The 18910-nt window shown below is 70.4% G+C and carries 17 protein-coding genes; 8 read left to right on the forward strand and 9 right to left on the reverse strand.

Annotated elements, in window-relative coordinates:
- Positions 1 to 150: 150 nt before the first annotated feature.
- A complete protein-coding gene (locus tag ACZ5WG_RS03540) occupies positions 151 to 1602 on the reverse strand; it encodes a cytosine permease (RefSeq protein ID WP_468720285.1) in 1452 nt (483 codons plus the stop codon).
- Positions 1603 to 1758: 156 nt separating this feature from the next.
- Here ACZ5WG_RS03540 and ureA point away from each other — a divergent pair, with 156 nt between their 5' ends.
- From ureA to ACZ5WG_RS03570, 6 genes are all read left to right on the forward strand, one after another.
- On the forward strand, positions 1759 to 2526 hold the full coding sequence (gene ureA / locus ACZ5WG_RS03545; RefSeq protein WP_468720287.1) for an urease subunit gamma: 768 nt from the start codon (positions 1759 to 1761) through the stop codon (positions 2524 to 2526).
- Positions 2523 to 4256 carry an urease subunit alpha gene (locus tag ACZ5WG_RS03550; protein ID WP_468720289.1) on the forward strand — a complete coding sequence of 578 codons (1734 nt, stop codon included), beginning with the start codon at positions 2523 to 2525 and terminating at the stop codon, positions 4254 to 4256. The genes ureA and ACZ5WG_RS03550 overlap by 4 nt, the downstream gene beginning before the upstream one ends.
- A gap of 13 nt (positions 4257 to 4269) precedes the next feature.
- Positions 4270 to 5307, forward strand: a complete 1038-nt coding sequence (locus ACZ5WG_RS03555; protein WP_468720290.1) for an agmatine deiminase family protein — start codon at positions 4270 to 4272, stop codon at positions 5305 to 5307.
- 29 nt (positions 5308 to 5336) lie between these two features.
- A complete protein-coding gene (locus ACZ5WG_RS03560; RefSeq protein WP_468720291.1) occupies positions 5337 to 5945 on the forward strand; it encodes a TetR/AcrR family transcriptional regulator in 609 nt (202 codons plus the stop codon).
- Positions 5946 to 6240: 295 nt separating this feature from the next.
- Positions 6241 to 7872: a citramalate synthase gene (gene cimA, locus ACZ5WG_RS03565; protein ID WP_468720292.1), complete on the forward strand. Its 1632-nt coding sequence runs from the start codon at positions 6241 to 6243 to the stop codon at positions 7870 to 7872.
- 101 nt (positions 7873 to 7973) lie between these two features.
- Positions 7974 to 9320, forward strand: a complete 1347-nt coding sequence (locus ACZ5WG_RS03570) for a hypothetical protein (RefSeq protein ID WP_468720294.1) — start codon at positions 7974 to 7976, stop codon at positions 9318 to 9320.
- A 68-nt stretch (positions 9321 to 9388) separates the two neighbouring features.
- Here the strand turns inward: ACZ5WG_RS03570 and ACZ5WG_RS03575 are convergent, their stop codons facing one another.
- Positions 9389 to 10015, reverse strand: coding sequence for a YceI family protein (locus ACZ5WG_RS03575; protein ID WP_468720296.1), 627 nt, complete (start codon positions 10013 to 10015; stop codon positions 9389 to 9391).
- Between the two features lie 257 nt (positions 10016 to 10272).
- Between ACZ5WG_RS03575 and ACZ5WG_RS03580 the strand changes: the two genes are divergently transcribed.
- Both ACZ5WG_RS03580 and ACZ5WG_RS03585 read left to right on the forward strand, forming a co-directional pair.
- Entirely contained in the window at positions 10273 to 11856 is a 1584-nt protein-coding gene (locus ACZ5WG_RS03580) for an acyl-CoA carboxylase subunit beta (protein ID WP_030304122.1), read from the forward strand.
- 22 nt (positions 11857 to 11878) lie between these two features.
- Positions 11879 to 12082 (forward strand): acyl-CoA carboxylase subunit epsilon, encoded by a 204-nt coding sequence (locus tag ACZ5WG_RS03585; RefSeq protein ID WP_468720297.1) that lies wholly within the window; start codon positions 11879 to 11881, stop codon positions 12080 to 12082.
- Between the two features lie 150 nt (positions 12083 to 12232).
- On the opposite strand, the gene ACZ5WG_RS03590 is transcribed toward ACZ5WG_RS03585, so the two are convergent.
- The 7 genes from ACZ5WG_RS03590 to ACZ5WG_RS03620 form a co-directional block, all read right to left on the reverse strand.
- Positions 12233 to 12814 (reverse strand): GTP-binding protein, encoded by a 582-nt coding sequence (locus ACZ5WG_RS03590; RefSeq protein WP_037792108.1) that lies wholly within the window; start codon positions 12812 to 12814, stop codon positions 12233 to 12235.
- Positions 12795 to 13349, reverse strand: a complete 555-nt coding sequence (locus ACZ5WG_RS03595; RefSeq protein WP_468720299.1) for a DUF742 domain-containing protein — start codon at positions 13347 to 13349, stop codon at positions 12795 to 12797. The genes ACZ5WG_RS03590 and ACZ5WG_RS03595 overlap by 20 nt, the downstream gene beginning before the upstream one ends.
- Before the next feature lie 93 nt (positions 13350 to 13442).
- Positions 13443 to 13856 (reverse strand): roadblock/LC7 domain-containing protein, encoded by a 414-nt coding sequence (locus ACZ5WG_RS03600; protein WP_008739857.1) that lies wholly within the window; start codon positions 13854 to 13856, stop codon positions 13443 to 13445.
- A 10-nt stretch (positions 13857 to 13866) separates the two neighbouring features.
- Entirely contained in the window at positions 13867 to 17052 is a 3186-nt protein-coding gene (locus tag ACZ5WG_RS03605) for a nitrate- and nitrite sensing domain-containing protein (protein ID WP_468720300.1), read from the reverse strand.
- A gap of 333 nt (positions 17053 to 17385) precedes the next feature.
- Complete coding sequence (locus ACZ5WG_RS03610) at positions 17386 to 17967, reverse strand: GTP-binding protein (protein WP_048475966.1); 582 nt, start codon at positions 17965 to 17967, stop codon at positions 17386 to 17388.
- Positions 17948 to 18343, reverse strand: coding sequence for a DUF742 domain-containing protein (locus tag ACZ5WG_RS03615; protein ID WP_048475965.1), 396 nt, complete (start codon positions 18341 to 18343; stop codon positions 17948 to 17950). The genes ACZ5WG_RS03610 and ACZ5WG_RS03615 overlap by 20 nt, the downstream gene beginning before the upstream one ends.
- A gap of 151 nt (positions 18344 to 18494) precedes the next feature.
- The gene (locus ACZ5WG_RS03620; RefSeq protein WP_008739864.1) at positions 18495 to 18908 is read right to left on the reverse strand and encodes a roadblock/LC7 domain-containing protein; all 414 of its coding nucleotides are present in this window, start codon (positions 18906 to 18908) and stop codon (positions 18495 to 18497) included.
- Positions 18909 to 18910 lie beyond the last annotated feature (2 nt).

Raw genomic sequence — 18910 nt, forward strand, 5'->3', positions numbered from 1 at the left:
CCCAGGCCGTGGGAACTGCGCACCCCCAAGCGGAAGCCAGAAAAACATGCTTTGGAAAGGGGGGGGGAAGGTTCCCCCGGGCCGGGGGGGGACCCCCCCCCCCCCCCCCCCCCCGGGGCCCGCGCCGTGCACCGGTCCCGGTGGCCGTCGTCAGTCGACGGCGACCGCCACCTTGCCCGCGGCGTCGCCCGCGCCGGCAGGTGCGGCGGCGGCCGCGGTCGTGCGCGTGGTCCGCAGCGTCAGTGCCGTGTAGACCAGGCCGCCGGCCAGGGCGGAGAGGACGAAGGAGCAGTCGACGCCGCCGGTCAGGGCGAGCAGCGGGCCCTCGTAGAAGGGGGTGGTCACGGCGAGGAGGCCGACCCCGGCGCCGACGGCCCAGGAAACCGTGGCGGCGAGGTTCCAGCCGGCCCGGTACCAGTAGATCCCGCCCACCGAGCGGCGGTTGAAGACCTGGAGGGCATCGGCGTCGTACTGCCCGCGGCAGCGGACGTAGCCGATCAGGGTGATCACGGCCCACGGCGTGCCGATCGCGGTCAGCAGCAGGACGAACGAGGTCATCGCGGACTGCACGTCCCACTCGAAGGAACCGATGAAGACGAACCCGGTGGCGACGCCTGCCGCGACCAGCGTGGCCTTGGCCCGGGTCGCCTTCGGCACGATGGCGTCGAGGTCGAGGCCCATGGAGTAGAGCATCAGCCCGGCGTTGCCCACCGAGCCGGCCGCCGCGGCGGCGAGCAGCGGGAGCAGGTACCAGAACGGCGCGGCCTCGACGAGGGGCCCGGCGTAGTCGGCGCCGGCCTTGGCGGCGAGCGCGGTGTAGGTGCCGAACAGCTGCGGGACCAGCAGGCCGACCAGCAGGCCGAGACAGGTGGCCCAGAAGACGTTGCGGGAGCTGTGCTTGCGGGGGGAGATGTAGCGGGTGTAGTCGCCGAGCAGGGTGATGAAGGCGACGGGGCCGCTGAGTCCGGCGGCGACGGCGGCGAGCAGCCAGGTCGGCCAGAAGGAGCCGAGCAGGTACGCGGTCTCCGGCGGTGCGGCGGTGGTGAAGTCGGGGGCGTAGGCGTAGAGGCCGACGGCGAGCAGGACCACCATGCCGATGGACAGGACCTTGCTCATGCGCAGCAGCAGCCGGTAGCCGAAGACGGCCCCGACGACGGTACAGGCGGCCAGTACGCCGTACATCACGGCCCGCGTCGCGCCCGTGTCGGGCAGGCCGATGAGCCGGGACAGCGTGCCGGCCATCACGTCGCCGCCGATCCACAGGGTGAGCGCCGTGTAGCCGAGGGCGAGCAGCAGGCCGACGACCGAGCCGACGAGCCGGCCGCGTACGCCGAACTGGGCGCCGCTCGAGGTGGAGAGGTTGGTCGCCGTGCGCAGGGACACCAGCGCCAGCGGCGCGGTGAAGGCGATGCCGACCAGCGTGCCGGTCACGATGGCGGTGACCGAGGGCCACAGGCCCAGTCCGAAGGACGGGGGCAGCCAGCCGAACACGATCACGCCGAGGCAGAGGTTGGAGCCGAGCAGGATCGAGATCAGGTCACGGGGACCGCTCGTCCGCTCCTCCTCGGGGATGGTGTCGACTCCGCGCTGTTCGATGGGCATGGGGGGACTCCCTTGGCAGGGCGGGGGGTGGTTCGCATTTGTTTGAGCGACACTCAATGTGACCTAAGCCCAGGTCTCAGGTCAATGCTTCATTGCTGAGAAATGAAGAGTTAGAGTGATGCTCTAACCCATCGACTCAAAAGGTGGTGGATCGGCGTGCGGCTGACCCCTACGGAGCGCGACCGGCTGCTGCTGCGCAGCGCGGCGGAACTGGCCAGGGCCCGGCGGGCCCGCGGACTCAGGCTCAACGTCCCCGAGGCCACCGCGCTCATCGCGGACACGGTCTGCGAGGCCGCGCGCGACGGCAAGCGGCTGGCGGAGGCCATCGAGGAGGCCCGCAGCGTGCTGGGCCCGGACGACGTCCTGCCCGGCGTGGCCGACGTGGTCACCGAGGTGCACGTGGAGGCCGTCTTCGACGACGGGTCCCGCCTGGCGGTGGTCTCGGCCCCGATCCGGGGCGCGGTGCCGCTCGGCGAGGACGCCCCCGGAGCCGTCGTACCCGGCCCCGGCGCCCCCCAGCCGGAGCCGCTGCTGCACCTGCACGTGCGCAACACGGCCTCCGTGCCGGTGAGCGTCACGTCCCACTTCCACTTCTTCGAGGCCAACCCCCGCCTCGATTTCGACCGCGCCGCGGCCTACGGCATGCGGCTGTGCGTGCCCGCCGGCTCGTCCGTACGGTTCGACCCGCACGGCGGGGCCGAGGTCGGCCTCGTCCCCATCGGCGGCGACCGCATCGCGATCGGCTTCGCCGGCCTGGTCGACGGTCCGCTGGACGCCCCGGGCGCCAAGTCGCTCGCGCTGACGAGGGCGGCGGCATGCGGCTACCTGGGCGCCGAGGCGCACCAGGACACCGAGGACGGGCACGCGGCCGGGGCCGCCGCCCCCGACACCGACGGCCCGCGCGCGGGAGGAACCTCCGCATGAGCAAGAAGACTCCGCACAGCGACCACTGTGCGCCGGGCAGCCGGCACATCGACCCCCACGAGTACGCCTCCGTCTTCGGCCCTCGCGCCGGGGACCGGGTCCGGCTCGGCGACTCCGGGCTCACCGTCCGGGTCGAGCACGACGCCCAGAAGCCGGGCGACGAGTTCCTGGCCGGCTTCGGCAAGACCGCCCGCGACGGCCTGCACCTGAAGGCCGCGGCCGTCCGCGAGACCTGCGACGTCGTGATCAGCAACGTGCTGGTCATCGACGCCGTCCTCGGCATCCGCAAGGTCTCCATCGGTATCCGCGAGGGCCGGATCCACGCGATCGGCCGGGCCGGCAACCCGGACACCCTCGACGGGGTGGACGTCGTCGTCGGCACCGGCACGAGCATCGTCTCCGGCGAGGGCCTGATCGCCACCGCAGGCGCCGTCGACACCCACGTCCACCTGCTGTCCCCGCGCGTCATGGAGGCCTCGCTCGCCGCGGGCGTCACCACGATCATCGGGCAGGAGTTCGGCCCGGTCTGGGGCGTCGGCGTCAACTCGCCGTGGGCCCTCAAGCACGCGTTCAACGCCTTCGACGCCTGGCCCGTCAACATCGGCTTCCTCGCCCGCGGTTCGTCCTCGGACGCCGCCCCGCTCGTCGAGGCGCTGGCCGAGGGCGGCGCGTCCGGATTCAAGGTCCACGAGGACATGGGCGCCCACACCCGCGCCCTGGACACCGCGCTGCGGGTGGCCGAGGAGCACGACGTCCAGGTCGCCCTGCACAGCGACGGCCTGAACGAGTGCCTCTCCGTCGAGGACACCCTGCGCGTGCTGGACGGCCGCACCATCCACGCCTTCCACATCGAGGGATGCGGCGGCGGACACGTCCCCAACGTGCTCAAGATGGCCGGCGTGCCGAACGTCATCGGCTCCTCCACCAACCCCACCCTGCCCTTCGGCCGGGACGCGGTCGCCGAGCACTACGGCATGATCGTCTCCGTCCACGACCTGAAGCCGGACCTCCCCGGCGACGCGGCCATGGCCCGCGACCGGATCCGCGCCGGGACGATGGGCGCCGAGGACGTGCTGCACGACCTGGGCGCGATCGGCATCACCTCCTCGGACGCCCAGGGCATGGGCCGCGCCGGCGAGACCATCCGCCGCACCTTCGCCATGGCCGCCAAGATGAAGGGCGAGCTCGGCCCACTCGAAGGCGACGGCGAGGGCGACGACAACGCCCGCGTCCTGCGCTACATGGCCAAGCTGACCATCAACCCCGCCATCGCCCACGGCCTGGCCCACGAAATCGGCTCCATCGAGGTCGGCAAGCTCGCCGACATCGTGCTGTGGCGCCCCCAGTTCTTCGGCGCCAAGCCGCAGCTGGTCCTCAAGTCGGGCTTCCCCGCGTACGGGGTCACCGGCGACCCCAACGCGGCCACCGACACCTGCGAACCGCTGGTCCTCGGCCCGCAGTTCGGCTCGTACGGAGCCACCGCCGCCGACATCTCCGTCGCCTTCGTCTCGGCCGCCGCAGCGGCCCTGGGCGGCGACGAGATGCCGACCCGGCGCCGCCGGGTCGCCGTCCGCGGCACCCGCGGCATCGGCCCCGGGAACCTCCTCCTCAACTCCCGGGTGGGCGCGGTCGACGTGGACGCGCGCAGCGGACTCGTCACCCTCGACGGCGACCCGCTGCGTTCCGAAGCGGCCGACTCGGTCTCCCTCAACCGCCTGTACTTCTTGTAAAAGGACCCCTGCCATGACTGCAAAGCCCACGGACCACGGATTCCGGATGCCCGCCGAGTGGACGCCTCACGAGCGGACCTGGATGGCCTGGCCCAGCCCCAACCCCACCTTCACCAACGAGCAGGAGCTCGCCGAGGCCCGCGAGGCCTGGGGCGCCGTCGCCCGCGCGGTGCGCACGTACGAGCCCGTGACCCTGGTCGTCTCGCCCGGCGACGCGGAGAGCGCCCGCGCACTTGTCGGCGAGGACGTACGGCTGGTGGAGCGGGAGCTCGACGACGCCTGGATGCGCGACATCGGCCCGACGTTCGTCACGAACGAGGCCGGCGAACTGGCCGCGGTGGACTGGACCTTCAACGGATGGGGCGCCCAGGAATGGGCCCGCTGGGAGCACGACTCCAAGGTCGCCCGGCACGTCTCCGACCTCGCCGGGACCCGTACGTACAGCACCCCGCTGGTCAACGAGGGCGGCGCCATCCACGTCGACGGCGAGGGCACCGTGCTCCTCACCGACACCGTGCAGCTGGGCGCCGGGCGCAACCCCGACTGGACCCGCCAGCAGGTCGAGGAGGAGGTCCACGCCCACCTCGGCACCACCAAGGCGATCTGGCTCCCGTACGGCCTGGCCGGCGACTACGGCACCTACGGCACGCAGGGCCACGTCGACATCGTGGCCGCCTTCGCCCGCCCCGGCGTGGTGATGGTCCACACCCAGCCCGACCCGGCCCACCCGGACCACGAGCGCTGCAAGACCATCGCCGCCATCCTGCGCGCGTCCACCGACGCGCAGGGCCGGCAGCTGGAGGTCGTGGAGATCCCGGCGCCGACGGTGCTGGAGGAGGACGGGGAGTGGGTGGACTACTCCTACATCAACCACTACCTGTGCAACGGCGGCGTCGTGCTGTGCTCCTTCGACGACCCGCGCGACGAGGAGGCCGCCGAGATCTTCCGCGGCCTGTTCCCCGAGCGGACCGTGACCCTGGTTGACGCACGTACGATTTTCGCCGGGGGTGGCGGTATCCACTGCATCACCCAGCAGCAGCCGAAGGTCTGACCCGAGGCGGATCGACGAAGGAGTGGCCCATGGCGGCGGGTGGAGTACGCGCGGTCCGGAAGAACGCGCCGCCGCGCGAGGACGTACTCGTCGCCGCCATGGCCACGATCGCCGAGCGCGGCCTGGAGGGCCTGACCATGGCCGGGCTGGGCCGTCAGGTCGGCATGAGCAGCGGCCACCTCCTCTACTACTTCGGCAGCAAGGACGAGCTCCTGCTGCAGACGCTGGAGTGGAGCGAGGCGGCCCTGGGCGCGAAGCGGCGGGCCCTGCTGTCCCGCCGCGGCCCGGCGCGCGAGCGACTGCAGGCGTACGTGGACCTGTACGTGCCCGAGGGGGCCCGGGACCCGCACTGGACCCTGTGGCTGGAGGTCTGGAACCGCTCGCAGAACGCCGGTGCGCAGGAACGCGAACGCCAGGCCGCCATCGAGGGCGCCTGGCACCGCGACCTGGTGGCCCTGCTCGCCGAGGGCGTCTCGCGCGGGGAGTTCCGGCCCGTGGACCCCGACCGCTTCGGCGCCCGGCTGCGGGCTCTGCTCGACGGGTTCAGCATCCAGGTCGCCGTCGGCCTGCCCGGGATAGGGCGGGCGGACATCCTGGCCCACGTCTCGGAATTCCTTGACGAGGCTCTCGTATCGTGAGACGCGCCGCTCTTGCGGTGAGACGGTATGACACACTGCGGATGTGCCTGCTCAGCTCATGATTATGGACAGCAGCGCGCCGGTCCGCAGTGGCCGCTGAACCGTGGAAAACCTTCGCGGAAGCGGCCATCGTGCCCCAGACCCGCGCGCAGACCTCTCGCACCCGCGAGAGGTCTTTTCGTTTCCCGGCTCCACTCCTGCCGGGAACGCACTGCGCGGGATGATGGGGGCAGTGGCAGCGGCCTGCCCTTGGGCGGGTATCCGGAACCACTCATCCGACAGGAGTCAGATCAGCATGACGACGACAGAGGCGACAGCGCCGGCTCAAGACCCCGCCGACGACACCGACAGCTTCCATGTCTTCGACACCACCCTGCGCGACGGCGCCCAGCGTGAGGGCATCAACCTCACCGTCGCCGACAAGCTGACGATCGCGCGGCACCTGGACGACTTCGGAGTGGGCTTCATCGAGGGCGGCTGGCCGGGTGCCAACCCGCGCGACACCGAGTTCTTCGCCCGCGCCCGGGCCGAGATCGACTTCAAGAACGCGCAGCTGGTCGCCTTCGGCGCGACCCGGCGGGCGGGCGGCTCGGCCGCCGAGGACCCGCAGGTGCGGGCCCTGCTCGAGTCGGGCGCCCCGGTGATCACCCTGGTGGCCAAATCCCACGACCGGCACGTCGAGCTCGCCCTGCGCACCACGCTGGAAGAGAACCTGGAGATGGTCCGGGACACGGTCTCCCACCTGGTCGCCCAGGGCCGCCGCGTCTTCGTCGACTGCGAACACTTCTTCGACGGCTACCGGGCCAACGCCGAGTACGCGAAGTCCGTCGTGCGCACCGCCCACGAGGCCGGCGCCGACGTCGTCATCCTCTGCGACACCAACGGCGGCATGCTGCCGGCCCAGGTGACCGCCGTGGTCGCGACCGTACTCGCCGACACCGGGGCCCGCCTGGGCATCCACGCCCAGGACGACACCGGCTGCGCCGTCGCCAACACCCTGGCCGCCGTCGACGCCGGCGCCACGCACGTGCAGTGCACCGCGAACGGCTACGGCGAGCGGGTCGGGAACGCCAACCTCTTCCCCGTCGTCGCCGCGCTGGAGATCAAGTACGGGCGCCGGGTGCTGCCCGTCGGGGCGCTCGCCGAGATGACCCGCATCTCGCACGCCATCGCCGAGGTCGTGAACCTGACCCCGTCCACGCACCAGCCGTACGTCGGCGTCTCGGCCTTCGCGCACAAGGCGGGCCTGCACGCCTCGGCCATCAAGGTCGACCCGGACCTGTACCAGCACATCGACCCCGAGCGGGTCGGCAACACCATGCGGATGCTGGTCTCCGACATGGCCGGGCGCGCCTCCATCGAGCTCAAGGGCAAGGAGCTCGGCGTCGACCTCGGCGGGGACCGCGCGCTGGTCTCCCGGGTCGTCGAGCGGGTCAAGGAGCGGGAGCTCTCGGGCTACACGTACGAGGCCGCGGACGCCTCCTTCGAGCTGCTGCTGCGCGCGGAGGTCGAGGGCCGCGCCCGCAAGTACTTCCGTACGGAGTCCTGGCGGGCCATCGTCGAGGACCGCCCGGACGGCACCCACGCCAACGAGGCCACGGTGAAGCTGTGGGCCAAGGGCGAGCGGATCGTCGCCACGGCGGAGGGCAACGGCCCGGTCAACGCCCTGGACCGGGCGCTGCGGGTCGCCCTCGAGCGCTTCTACCCCCAGCTGGCCAAGTTCGAGCTGATCGACTACAAGGTCCGCATCCTGGAGGGCAAGCACGGCACGGAGTCCACGACCCGGGTCCTGATCGCCACGACGGACGGCAGCCGCGAGTGGTCCACGGTGGGCGTCGCCCCGAACGTGATCGCCGCGTCCTGGCAGGCCCTCGAGGACGCCATCACGTACGGCCTCCTCCACGCCGGCGTGGAACCCGCCGAGTAGCCGAGCCCCGCTCGCCCCACCACCCCCGCCCCCGTGGCGGGGGTGGTGGGGTTTATGTCCTTCTCACACAGGAAAGTGGTGGTTCCGGTAGCGTCGGGGATATGAGGACCAGGCTGATACCCGTACGTTCCGGTCGGCTGCTGGCCGGTCTGCTGCTGGCCCTGTCCGCGACCGCCCTCGTGGCCGCCCCGCAGGCATCGGCGGCCACCGGACCCGCTGCCGTGGCGGAGGCGCTCAAGCAGGGCCCGGTCTACGTGGACCCCCGCGCCGAGGCTCAGCTGCCGAAGGCCCAGGCGGACGCACTGGCCAAGAAGATCAAGGACGCCGGGAAGCCGGTGTTCGTCGCCGTACTGCCGGCCACCGCGGAGTTCCCCGCCGACAGCGTGCTGCGTACGGTCCGGGCCGAGACCGGCATCACCGGGCTCTACGCGATCAGGCTCGGCGACGGCTTCAACGCCGGAGCCGACAGGGCCGTCATGCCCGCCAACGCCGTCCGCAATCTGACCGATGCCGTGAAGGCGGGCGGGCCCGTGGACGCGGGCACGCAGCTGAACAACTTCGTGGACCAGGCCCTGGCCCAGGCCAAGGGCGGCGCCCCGGCCTCCTGGGGCGGCTCCGGCAGCGGCGGCGGGGTCCCGGTCGGCGGGCTGATCACGCTCGGCGCGGTGGCCGCCATCGGCGGCGGCGGTGCGTACGCGCTGGTGCGCCGTAACCGCAAGAAGAAGGAAGAGGCGCAGCGCGAGGCCATCGAGAAGCTGCGCGTGGTCGTCGACGAGGACATCACCGCGTTCGGCGAGGAGCTCGACCGGCTGGACTTCCACCCCGGTGAGCCCGGCGCGGACGACGCCATGCGGGCGGACTACGAGAAGGGCCTCGACTCGTACGAGAAGGCCAAGGACATCATGGCCTCGGTCCAGCACCCCGACGAGGTCAGGGGAGTCACCCAGGCCCTGGAGGACGGCCGGTTCGCCCTGGCGAGCCTCGATGCCCGCCGTCAGGGCAGGCCGCTGCCCGAGCGCCGTTCGCCCTGCTTCTTCGACCCGCGGCACGGGCCGAGTACGGAGGACGCCGGCTGGGCGCCGGCCGGCGGGGCGGCGCGTACCGTCCCCGTGTGCGCGGCGGACGCCGTCCGCCTGCGCGAGGGCAAGGACCCGATGGTCCGCACGGTCGACACCGAGTACGGGCCGCGCCCGTACTACGACGCCGGCCCGGCGTACGGCCCCTGGGCGGGCGGATACTTCGGCGGCGGCATCCTGCCCGGCCTGCTCGTGGGCACGCTGCTCGGCTCGATGATGTCGAGCCCCGCCTACGCCTCCGACATGGGCGGCTACGACGGCGGGGACTACTCCGGCGCCGACTTCAACTCCTCCGACTTCGGGGGAGGGGACTTCGGCGGCGGCGGTGGGTTCGACGGAGGCGGCGGGTTCGACGGCGGGGGCGGCTTCTAGGGGCTGTCCGGTCCTGATCCGCCGGACACCCCCTGGGACCGCCCCCGGTCCCGGCGGCGTCAGGCGGGTCAGGCCTGCTTGATGGCCGAGATGTCGAAGGTCAGCTTCACCTTGTCGCTGACCATGACGCCGCCGGCCTCCAGCGCGGCGTTCCAGGTCAGGCCCCAGTCGGAGCGCAGGATCTCGGCGGAGCCCTCGAAGCCGACGCGCTCGTTGCCGTAGACGTCCGTGGCCGAGCCGTTGAACTCCAGGTCGATGGAGAGCGGGCGGGTCACGTCCTTGATCGTCAGCTCGCCGGTGATGCGGTACTTGTCGCCGCCGAGCTGGGCCGCCCGGGTGGAGCGGAAGGTCATCAGCGGGAAGGCCTCGGTGTCGAAGAAGTCCCCGCTGCGCAGGTGGCCGTCGCGGTCGGCGATGCCGGTGTCCACGGAGGCGACCTTCACCTCGAGGGAGGCGGCGGAACGGGCCGGGTCGCTCCCGTCCAGCTGCAGGGTGCCGGCGTAGTCGGTGAAGCTGCCCCGGACGTTGGTCACCATCGCGTGGCGGACGGTGAAGCCGATGCTGCTGTGGGCTGCGTCGATGACGTAGTCGCCGGTGAGGGCGGCCAGGGCCGGGTCCACCTCGAGGGTGGCGACGGCGGCGTTGGTGCCGTCCTGGATGTCGGTGGTCTGGCTGCGGCGGGTGAAGAGACCCATGATCTGCTCCTTGGGGGGTGCCCTGCTCGGTGTTGGTTGAACTTTCAACGAGACTGACGCTAGACCTATTCCGTTCAAATTTCAACATCTAGGGGGAGTGTCGCGCTGTTTTGTGGACACTCCACAAAGGAGGGCGGCCCTGCCTGGTGGTGTCCGCGCATCACGTGGCGGTTCTGTCCGGGCCGGACAGCGGAACACACCCGAGACTGTGTGGAACCAACGGAGGTTTTTCTTCGACCGCTTCGTAAGGTCGATACATGACCGTTGTGGACCAGACTCCGAGCGAGCCGACGGACGCCCGCGGGCGCGTGGCCGAGCTGCACTCCCTGCGCGAGCAGGCGCGGCGTGGACCCAGTGACCGGGCGACCGAGGCGCAGCACGCCAAGGGCAAGCTGACCGCGCGCGAGCGCATCGCGCTGCTGCTCGACGAGGGTTCCTTCAAGGAGGTCGAACAGCTGCGCCGCCACCGGGCGACCGGCTTCGGCCTCGAGGGCAAGAAGCCGTACACCGACGGTGTCATCACCGGCTGGGGCACGGTCGAGGGCCGCACGGTCTTCGTCTACGCGCACGACTTCCGGATCTTCGGCGGCGCCCTGGGCGAGGCCCACGCCACGAAGATCCACAAGATCATGGACATGGCCATTGCGGCCGGTGCCCCGCTGGTCTCCCTGAACGACGGCGCCGGCGCCCGTATCCAGGAGGGCGTCTCCGCGCTCGCCGGCTACGGCGGCATCTTCCAGCGCAACACCAAGGCCTCGGGCGTCATCCCGCAGATCTCGGTCATGCTGGGCCCGTGCGCCGGCGGCGCCGCGTACTCGCCGGCCCTGACGGACTTCGTGTTCATGGTCCGCGAGACCTCGCAGATGTTCATCACCGGCCCCGACGTCGTCCGCGCCGTCACCGGTGAGGAGATCTCCCAGAACGGCCTCGGCGGCGCCGACGTGCACGCCGAGACCTCCGGCGTCGCGCACTTCGCGTACGACGACGAGGAGACCTGCATCTCCGAGGTGCGCTACCTCATCTCGATGCTGCCCTCCAACAACCGGGAGAACCCGCCGGTCCACGAGACCTCCGACCCCGCCGACCGGCGCTCGGACGTCCTGCTGGACCTGGTTCCGGCGGACGGCAACCGCCCCTACGACATGCTCAAGGTGATCGAGGAGCTCGTCGACGAAGGCGACGTCCTCGAGATCCACGAGCGCTGGGCCCGCAACATCATCTGCGCCCTGGCCCGGCTCGACGGCCAGGTCGTCGGCATCGTCGCGAACCAGCCCGGCCACCTCGCGGGCGTCCTCGACATCGAGGCCTCCGAGAAGGCCGCGCGCTTCGTCCAGATGTGCGACGCCTTCAACATCCCGATCATCACGCTGCTGGACGTCCCCGGCTTCCTGCCGGGCGTCGACCAGGAGCACGGCGGCATCATCCGCCACGGCGCGAAGCTCCTGTACGCGTACTGCAACGCCACGGTCCCGCGGATCTCGCTGATCCTGCGCAAGGCCTACGGCGGCGCGTACATCGTCATGGACTCCCAGTCCATCGGCGCGGACATCACGTACGCCTGGCCGACCAACGAGATCGCGGTCATGGGCGCCGAGGGCGCCGCCAACGTCATCTTCCGCAAGCAGATCGCGGAGGCCGAGGACCCCGAGGCGATGCGCGCGCGCATGGTCAAGGAGTACAAGGCCGAGCTGATGCACCCGTACTACGCCGCCGAACGCGGTCTCGTCGACGACGTGATCGACCCGGCGGAGACCCGCGAAACCCTGATCAGCGCCCTGGCGATGCTCCGCAGCAAGCACGCCGACCTGCCGTCCCGCAAGCACGGCAACCCGCCGCAGTAACAGCGAAGGAGACCTGCCACCGATGAGCAAGACCACCGACACCCTGCTGCGCGTCGAAAAGGGCAACGCCGCCCCCGAGGAGCTGGCCGCGATCACCGCGATCCTGCTCGCCCGCGCCGCCGCCACCCCGGAGGCCCGCCCGGTGCACCGCATCGGCTCCCAGGCCCGCTGGCGGCGCCTGGAGCGCACCCCCGGCTTCCGCGCCCCGCACAGCTGGCAGGGCTAGCTCTACCGGAAGAGCCCGGTCCCGACGAGCCCCCGTACGTACGAGCCTTCGTACGTACGGGGGCTCCGTCGTGTCCGGACCGCCCCACCGAAGACCGAAAGGCCCCCGTACTCCGAGGAGTGCGGGGGCCTTTCGGGTCAGCCGTGGCGCCTAGCGCAGGCGGGCCATGAGGGCGTGCTCGACGAGCGTGATGAGCGCGCTCTTGGCGTCCGCGCGGTGGCGGGCGTCGGTGGTGATGATCGGAGCGTCCGGGCCGATCTGCAGGGCCTCGCGGACTTCCTCCGGCGTGTACGGCTGGTGCCCGTCGAAGCCGTTGAGGGCGATGACGAACGGCAGGCCGCTGTTCTCGAAGTAGTCGACCGCGGGGAAGCAGTCGGCGAGGCGGCGGGTGTCGACGAGGACGACGGCACCGATGGCGCCGCGGACGAGGTCGTCCCACATGAACCAGAACCGGTCCTGACCGGGGGTACCGAAGAGGTACAGGATCAGGTCCTGGTCCAGGGTGATGCGGCCGAAGTCCATGGCGACCGTGGTGGTCGTCTTGTCCCCGGTGTGGGTCAGATCGTCGATGCCGGCCGACGCGGACGTCATGACGGCTTCGGTGCGCAGCGGGTTGATCTCGGAGACCGCGCCGACGAACGTGGTCTTGCCCACGCCGAAGCCGCCCGCCACCACGATCTTCGCGGAGGTGGTGGAGCGAGCCGCTCCGCCGTTAGAGCTTGCGAAGTCCACTGAGCACCCTTTCGAGCAGTGTCACATCTGGCTGGCCACCGGCAGACTCGTCGCCGCCGGGCTGGTGAATGGCGACAAGGCCCGCCTCCGCCAGGTCGGCGACGAGGATGCGGGCGACACCAAGAGGAATGGAGAGAAGTGCCGAGATCTCCGCGACGGATTTGATCTCCTGGCACAGACGGCAGATGCGCTGGTGCTCGGGCAACTGCCCTTGCAACCGCGCGGGATCTGCCGTGGTACTGACCAGCGCCTCGATGGCGAGCTGGTAGCGCGGCCGGGTACGGCCGCCGGTCATCGCGTACGGACGCACCAGCGGGTTGTGGGCCTTGGGGGCCTGAGGCTGCGTACCCCGGTGGGGCTGCTGCGAAGGCCGCTGAGGCGGCTGGGCCTGCTGGGGCTGGTACGGCTGCTGGTAGGGGTTGTGCTCCGGCACGGGCCGGCTGGGAGCGGAGGGAAAGTTGAAGCGGTTCTGGTCGTGCTGCCCACCCTGCGGCTGCTGAGCGCCGCCATAAGGATGACCTCCGGGTGTTGTCACGTTTCCTCCTCCGACTCCAAGAACGCAGTACTCCCTGTGGAACCGCGCCACCGCACCCTATGGTGCGATGACGCGAAACGCACTGCCTGTTTGCTAGTTGAGAAGACTTCCCTGCAGCTCCGAGCGCAGTTCCGGAGTGAGAACACTGCCTGCTCGGTCCACAAGGAGGGCCATCTCATAGCCCACGAGGCCGATGTCGCACTCGGGGTGCGCGAGCACCGCGAGCGAAGATCCGTCCGAGACGGACATGAGGAAGAGGAATCCCCGGTCCATCTCGACCACGGTCTGGTTGACGGCGCCACCCTCGAAGATGCGGGAGGCTCCTGCGGTCAGCGACGTCAGACCGGAGGCCACGGCCGCCAGCTGATCGGCGCGGTCGCGCGGGAATCCGTCGGACATCGCCAGAAGAAGGCCGTCGGCGGAGACCACCACCGTGTGGGACACCCCAGGGGTGTTGTCCACGAAGTTGGTGATCAACCAGTTCAGGTTCTGTGCCGCCTGGCTCATCGGGCTCACACTAACGCTCCTGGTCATAGCTGTTACTTGACTGCTCAGAACCCGCGCTGCGTCCCTGCTGGACACCGCGCCGCAGGTTGCTCAACCTGCCGCGGACGTCCTCCGGTGCGCGGGAGACCTGGGGGCCGCCCTGCGGGGTCGTCTCCGCTGCACCCTCGACCAGGTTGGCCTTGGGCACGCGCCGAGGGAGACCGGACGGGGTGACCCCGCCCGCCTTCGGCTCACGGAGTTTTGAGGCCTGCTGCCAGCGCTCGTCGTTGTTCGAGCGCCAGTCGTTGCTGCCTTCCTCGTCCCGCTCCGGGGCGGCGGGCTGCTGCTGTCGCGGCGGCCGCTGCTCGAAGAGGGATCCGGTGGACTCCGCTTCCTTCTGTGCCGGCTGCCACTGCTGCTGGCTGCCGCGGCGCGGCAGGCCCGCTCCGGTCACTTCGTGGCCGGTGTCGGCAGCGGCGCCCGGACGGTCGAAGCCTACGCGTTCCGGGGCGGGTTCGGGAGCGGCCTGGGGTTCCGATTCGGTCCCGTATCGCTGCTGGTAGCCGCCGGAGTAGGTGTTCTGCTCGGGCCACTCGGCCTGCTGGGACTGGGATCCGTGGCCGCCGTTGTACGCCTGGACGCCCTGCTGCCGATCCGGGTAGTTGGCTTCCGGATAGGCGTAGTCCTGCTGCGGGTACGCCTCGTAGCCCTGCTGGGCCCCATGGGCCTGCTGGGAGTCGTACGAGGTGTCGTAACCCTGCTCGGGCTGCTGCTCGTAGTCCTGGTACTGCTGATACCCGTGCTCCGGCTGCGGTTCCGCATACTCCTGCTCGGAGTACTCGGCCTGCTGCTCCTGCCCGTAGACCTGGGCCTCGAGCGCGGCTCTGCGGTCCTGCTGGGCCAGGGAGCGGCCGACCGGGTTCAGCCCCGGGGCGTCGCCGCCCTGGTTGTCGTAGCGGGAGTCGTCGAAGCCGAGCTCGGCGGCCGTACGCATCGGGACGGCGTGCTGCGCCGGCTGCTGCGGGATCATCGACGACACCGTGAAGTCGTCGTCCGGTACCCCCTCGCCACCACCACCATGGGTGATCGCGTCGGGCAGCATGACCAGCGACGTGGTGCCGGCGGCCTCGCCCGAGGGACGCAGCTGGACCCGGATGCTGTGGCGGTCCGCCAGCCGGCCGACCACGAACAGACCCATGCGCTGGGAGATCGCGGCGTCCACGGTCGGCGGGTTGGCCAGCTTGTGGTTGATGTCCGCGAAGTCCTCGGCGGTGAGGCCGATGCCCTTGTCGTGGATCTCGACCATGACGCGGCCGTCGGGCAGACGCGTGGCGTTCACGCGGACCTTGGTCTGCGGGGAGGAGAACGTGGTGGCGTTCTCCAGGAGCTCGGCGAGCAGGTGCACGAGGTCGGTCACGGCCTGGCCGTGGATCTCGGCCTCGGAGACGCCCGAGAGCTCGATGCGCTCGTACTGCTCCACCTCGGAGGAGGCGGCGCGCAGGACGTCGACGAGGGGGACCGGCTGGTCCCAGCGGCGGCCCGGCTCCTCACCCGCGAGGATGAGGAGGTTCTCGCCGTTGCGGCGCATACGGGTGGCCAGGTGGTCCAGGCGGAAGAGGTTCTCCAGCTGGTCCGGGTCGGCCTCGTTGTTCTCCAGGTCGGTGATGAGGGTCAGCTGGCCCTCGATCAGCGACTGGTTGCGCATGGAGAGGTTCGTGAAGATCGCGTTGACGTTCCCTCGCAGGAGCGCCTGCTCGGCGGCGAGCCGGACCGCTTCCCGGTGGACCTGGTCGAAGGCGCGGGCGACCTCGCCGATCTCGTCCTGGGAGTTGATCGGGATCGGCGCGACACGGGTGTCGACCTTGCCCGGGTCCGTGCGCGAGAGCTGGTCGACGAGCATCGGCAGGCGCTGCTCGGCGACGTCGAAGGCGGCGGAACGCAGCCGGCGCATCGAGCGGCTCATCGAGCGGGCCATCATGCCGGCCAGGATGAAGGCGGCGAGCAGGGCCACGACCACGACGGCGCCGGTCCAGATGGCGTCGTTGCGGGCCTCGTCGGAGACCGCCACGGAGTCGGTGACCGCCTTGGCGAGCAGGTCCTTCTCGATCTCGGCGTAGCCCTCGAACTTGGCGGTGGCCGCGGCCTGCCAGGCCTGGGGCGTGGTGCCGTTCGCGGCGAGCTTGGCCTTGTTGTCGCCGCCGGCTATCGCCTCGGTCATGCCGGTGAGCACGGAGCCGTTCACCGTGGGCGGAGTCTTGAAGACGGTGCCGGCCTGCTCGGCCTGCGTCTTGGCGGCCGCGAGCTTGGCAGCACCCTCCTGCGACTTCTTGCCCATGACCTCCTTGAGGCGGTTCACGTCGTCCTCGGTGCCGGCCGCGACGTACTCGCCGATGGCGATGTCCTCGAGGTAGGCGTACGAGGCGAAGGCGACGAGCTGGGCCTTGCGGACCTGTTCGTTCTCGTTCGGCCGGACCAGCAGGTGGGTGCCGACCGAGCGCTGGAGCGAGTTGGCGGCCTTGGCCAGCTCGACCGCGTAGACCATGCGGCCGTAGCTGGTGACGTTGCCGGTGCCCAGGCCGAGTTCGTTGGAGAAGGTCATGAGGTAGTGCTGGACCAGCACGTACCCCTCTTCGGTCGGGATCGGACCGAACGCGCTGGGCGGGTTCTTCTTGTCCGTCTCCTGCGCGGTGTACGCCGTCTGCCGGACGGCCGCGAGCTTGGGCTCCTCCTGACGGAAGAGCTCCAGTCGGCGCGCGAGCCCCTGGTTCGCGTTCGAGGGGAGGTCCTTGGAGGCCTGGGCGAACCTCTCCTTGGCCGTGTCCGTGGCCTCCCGGGCCTTCGCGACGACCGGGTTGTTGGCGTCGCCCCTAAGGAGCGGTTCGGCCGTGAGGTCGCGCTCGTTGAGGAGGGCCTGGCCGTATTCGGCCGCCGCCTGGACGATGCGGGCCGTCTTCTCGGCGTCCTTGGCCTCGTTCCAGCTGTCGACGGAGCCCTTCACCTGGAAGCCGCCCATGACCAGTCCGACGAGGACGGGTACGAGCAGGATGGCGTTCAGCTTGGTCGGCACACGCCAGTTACGGGGTGCGAACCTGCTGGTGCTGCCGCTCTTCGCCGGTGGGTCCACGGGTACGTCGACGTGCGACGCGGCCGCGCGCTGCGGCGGGGTGAAGTTGCCGCGCGCGGGTTCATCCGCGGGGCTCGAGTTGCTTCGCCTCACTCGACCAACAACCTTCCGGCGGTGCTACTAGCTAGTTAGTTGAATTCCAGCACGGTTAACGGCCGTGTTCCAAACAGTTGGAATCAGCCATTCCAAGAGACTTATGTCCCGCATAAATCGGACATAAAGAGCGAGCGGCAGCAAAAATGGAGTGATCCGTGCGCGCAGCGGCACCGACCGACCGCACCCTGTGTCCAACTGGCGGCAATTCTCTGTCGAAACGTTATGAACCGAGAGGGCGGGCCGTGTCCTATGACACAGCCCGCCCTCTCACGTTGTGAAGAACCCGTGGTACTTGAGTGGTGCCCCTTGAGCCGCGTGACTCGAATCGTGTTACTTGAGTCGGGCCATGAGGGCGTGCTCGACCAACGTGATGAGCGCGCTCTTGGCGTCCGCCCGGTGGCGGGCGTCGGTGGTGATGATCGGAGCGTCCGGGCCGATCTGCAGGGCCTCGCGGACTTCCTCGGGGGTGTAGGGCTGGTGTCCCTCGAAGCCGTTGAGGGCCACGACGAACGGCAGGCCGCTGTTCTCGAAGTAGTCGACCGCGGGGAAGCAGTCGGCGAGGCGGCGGGTGTCGACCAGCACGATGGCACCGATGGCGCCGCGGACGAGGTCGTCCCACATGAACCAGAACCGGTCCTGACCGGGGGTACCGAAGAGGTACAGGATCAGGTCCTGGTCCAGGGTGATGCGGCCGAAGTCCATGGCGACCGTGGTGGTCGTCTTGTCCCCGGTGTGGGTCAGATCGTCGATGCCGGCCGACGCGGAGGTCATGACGGCTTCCGTACGCAGCGGATTGATCTCCGAGACGGCCCCGACGAACGTGGTCTTGCCCACGCCGAACCCGCCCGCCACCACGATCTTCGCGGAGGTGGTGGAACGGGCGGTTCCGCCATTAGAGCTTGCGAAGTCCACTGAGCACCCTTTCGAGCAGCGTTACATCCGGCGTGCCGCCGGCCTCTCCATTGCCCGGCTGGTGGATGGCCACCATTCCGGCCTCGGCCAGGTCGGCGACGAGGATCCGGGCGACACCGAGCGGCATCGACAGCAGTGCGGAGACCTCCGCGACCGACTTGACCTCGCGGCACAGCGTGCAGATGCGCTGGTGCTCGGGAAGCAGGCCGGACAGGTGCATCGGATCGGCCGTGGTGCTGACCAGCGCCTCGATGGCGAGCTGGTAGCGCGGCCGGGTCCGTCCGCCGGTCATCGCGTACGGGCGAACGAGCGGCTGGTCGCCTTCCGAGTACGACGAATCGCCGTACGAATCGGAGTAGGCGGGGGGCGGGGTCATTGATCCTCCGGGCTGGACAGCAGTGGTCAGCGTGCCGTCTGACGGGGCGGCCGGTGGGGGGACGGTATGACGGCCTGACGGTGGTACTGGGTTCCGGGGCTGGCGCCCCGGTCCCCCGGCCGGAAGTACCGTCCGGCCGGGAGATGTGGCGTCAGATGAGCAGGCTTCCCTGCAGCTCCGCGCGCAGGTCCGGGGTGAGGACGCTGCCGGCGCGGTCCACGAGGAGGGCCATCTCGTAGCCGACGAGGCCGATGTCGCATTCGGGGTGTGCGAGTACGGCCAGCGAGGATCCGTCCGAGACGGACATGAGGAAGAGGAATCCCCGGTCCATCTCGACCACGGTCTGGTTGACGGCGCCACCCTCGAAGATGCGGGAGGCTCCTGCGGTCAGCGACGTCAGACCGGAGGCCACGGCCGCCAGCTGATCGGCGCGGTCCCGGGGGAATCCTTCGGACATCGCCAGAAGGAGGCCGTCGGCGGAGACCACCACCGTGTGGGACACCCCGGGGGTGTTGTCCACGAAGTTGGTGATCAACCAGTTCAGGTTCTGTGCCGCCTGGCTCATCG

This window comes from Streptomyces sp. NPDC032745, from assembly GCF_055579465.1.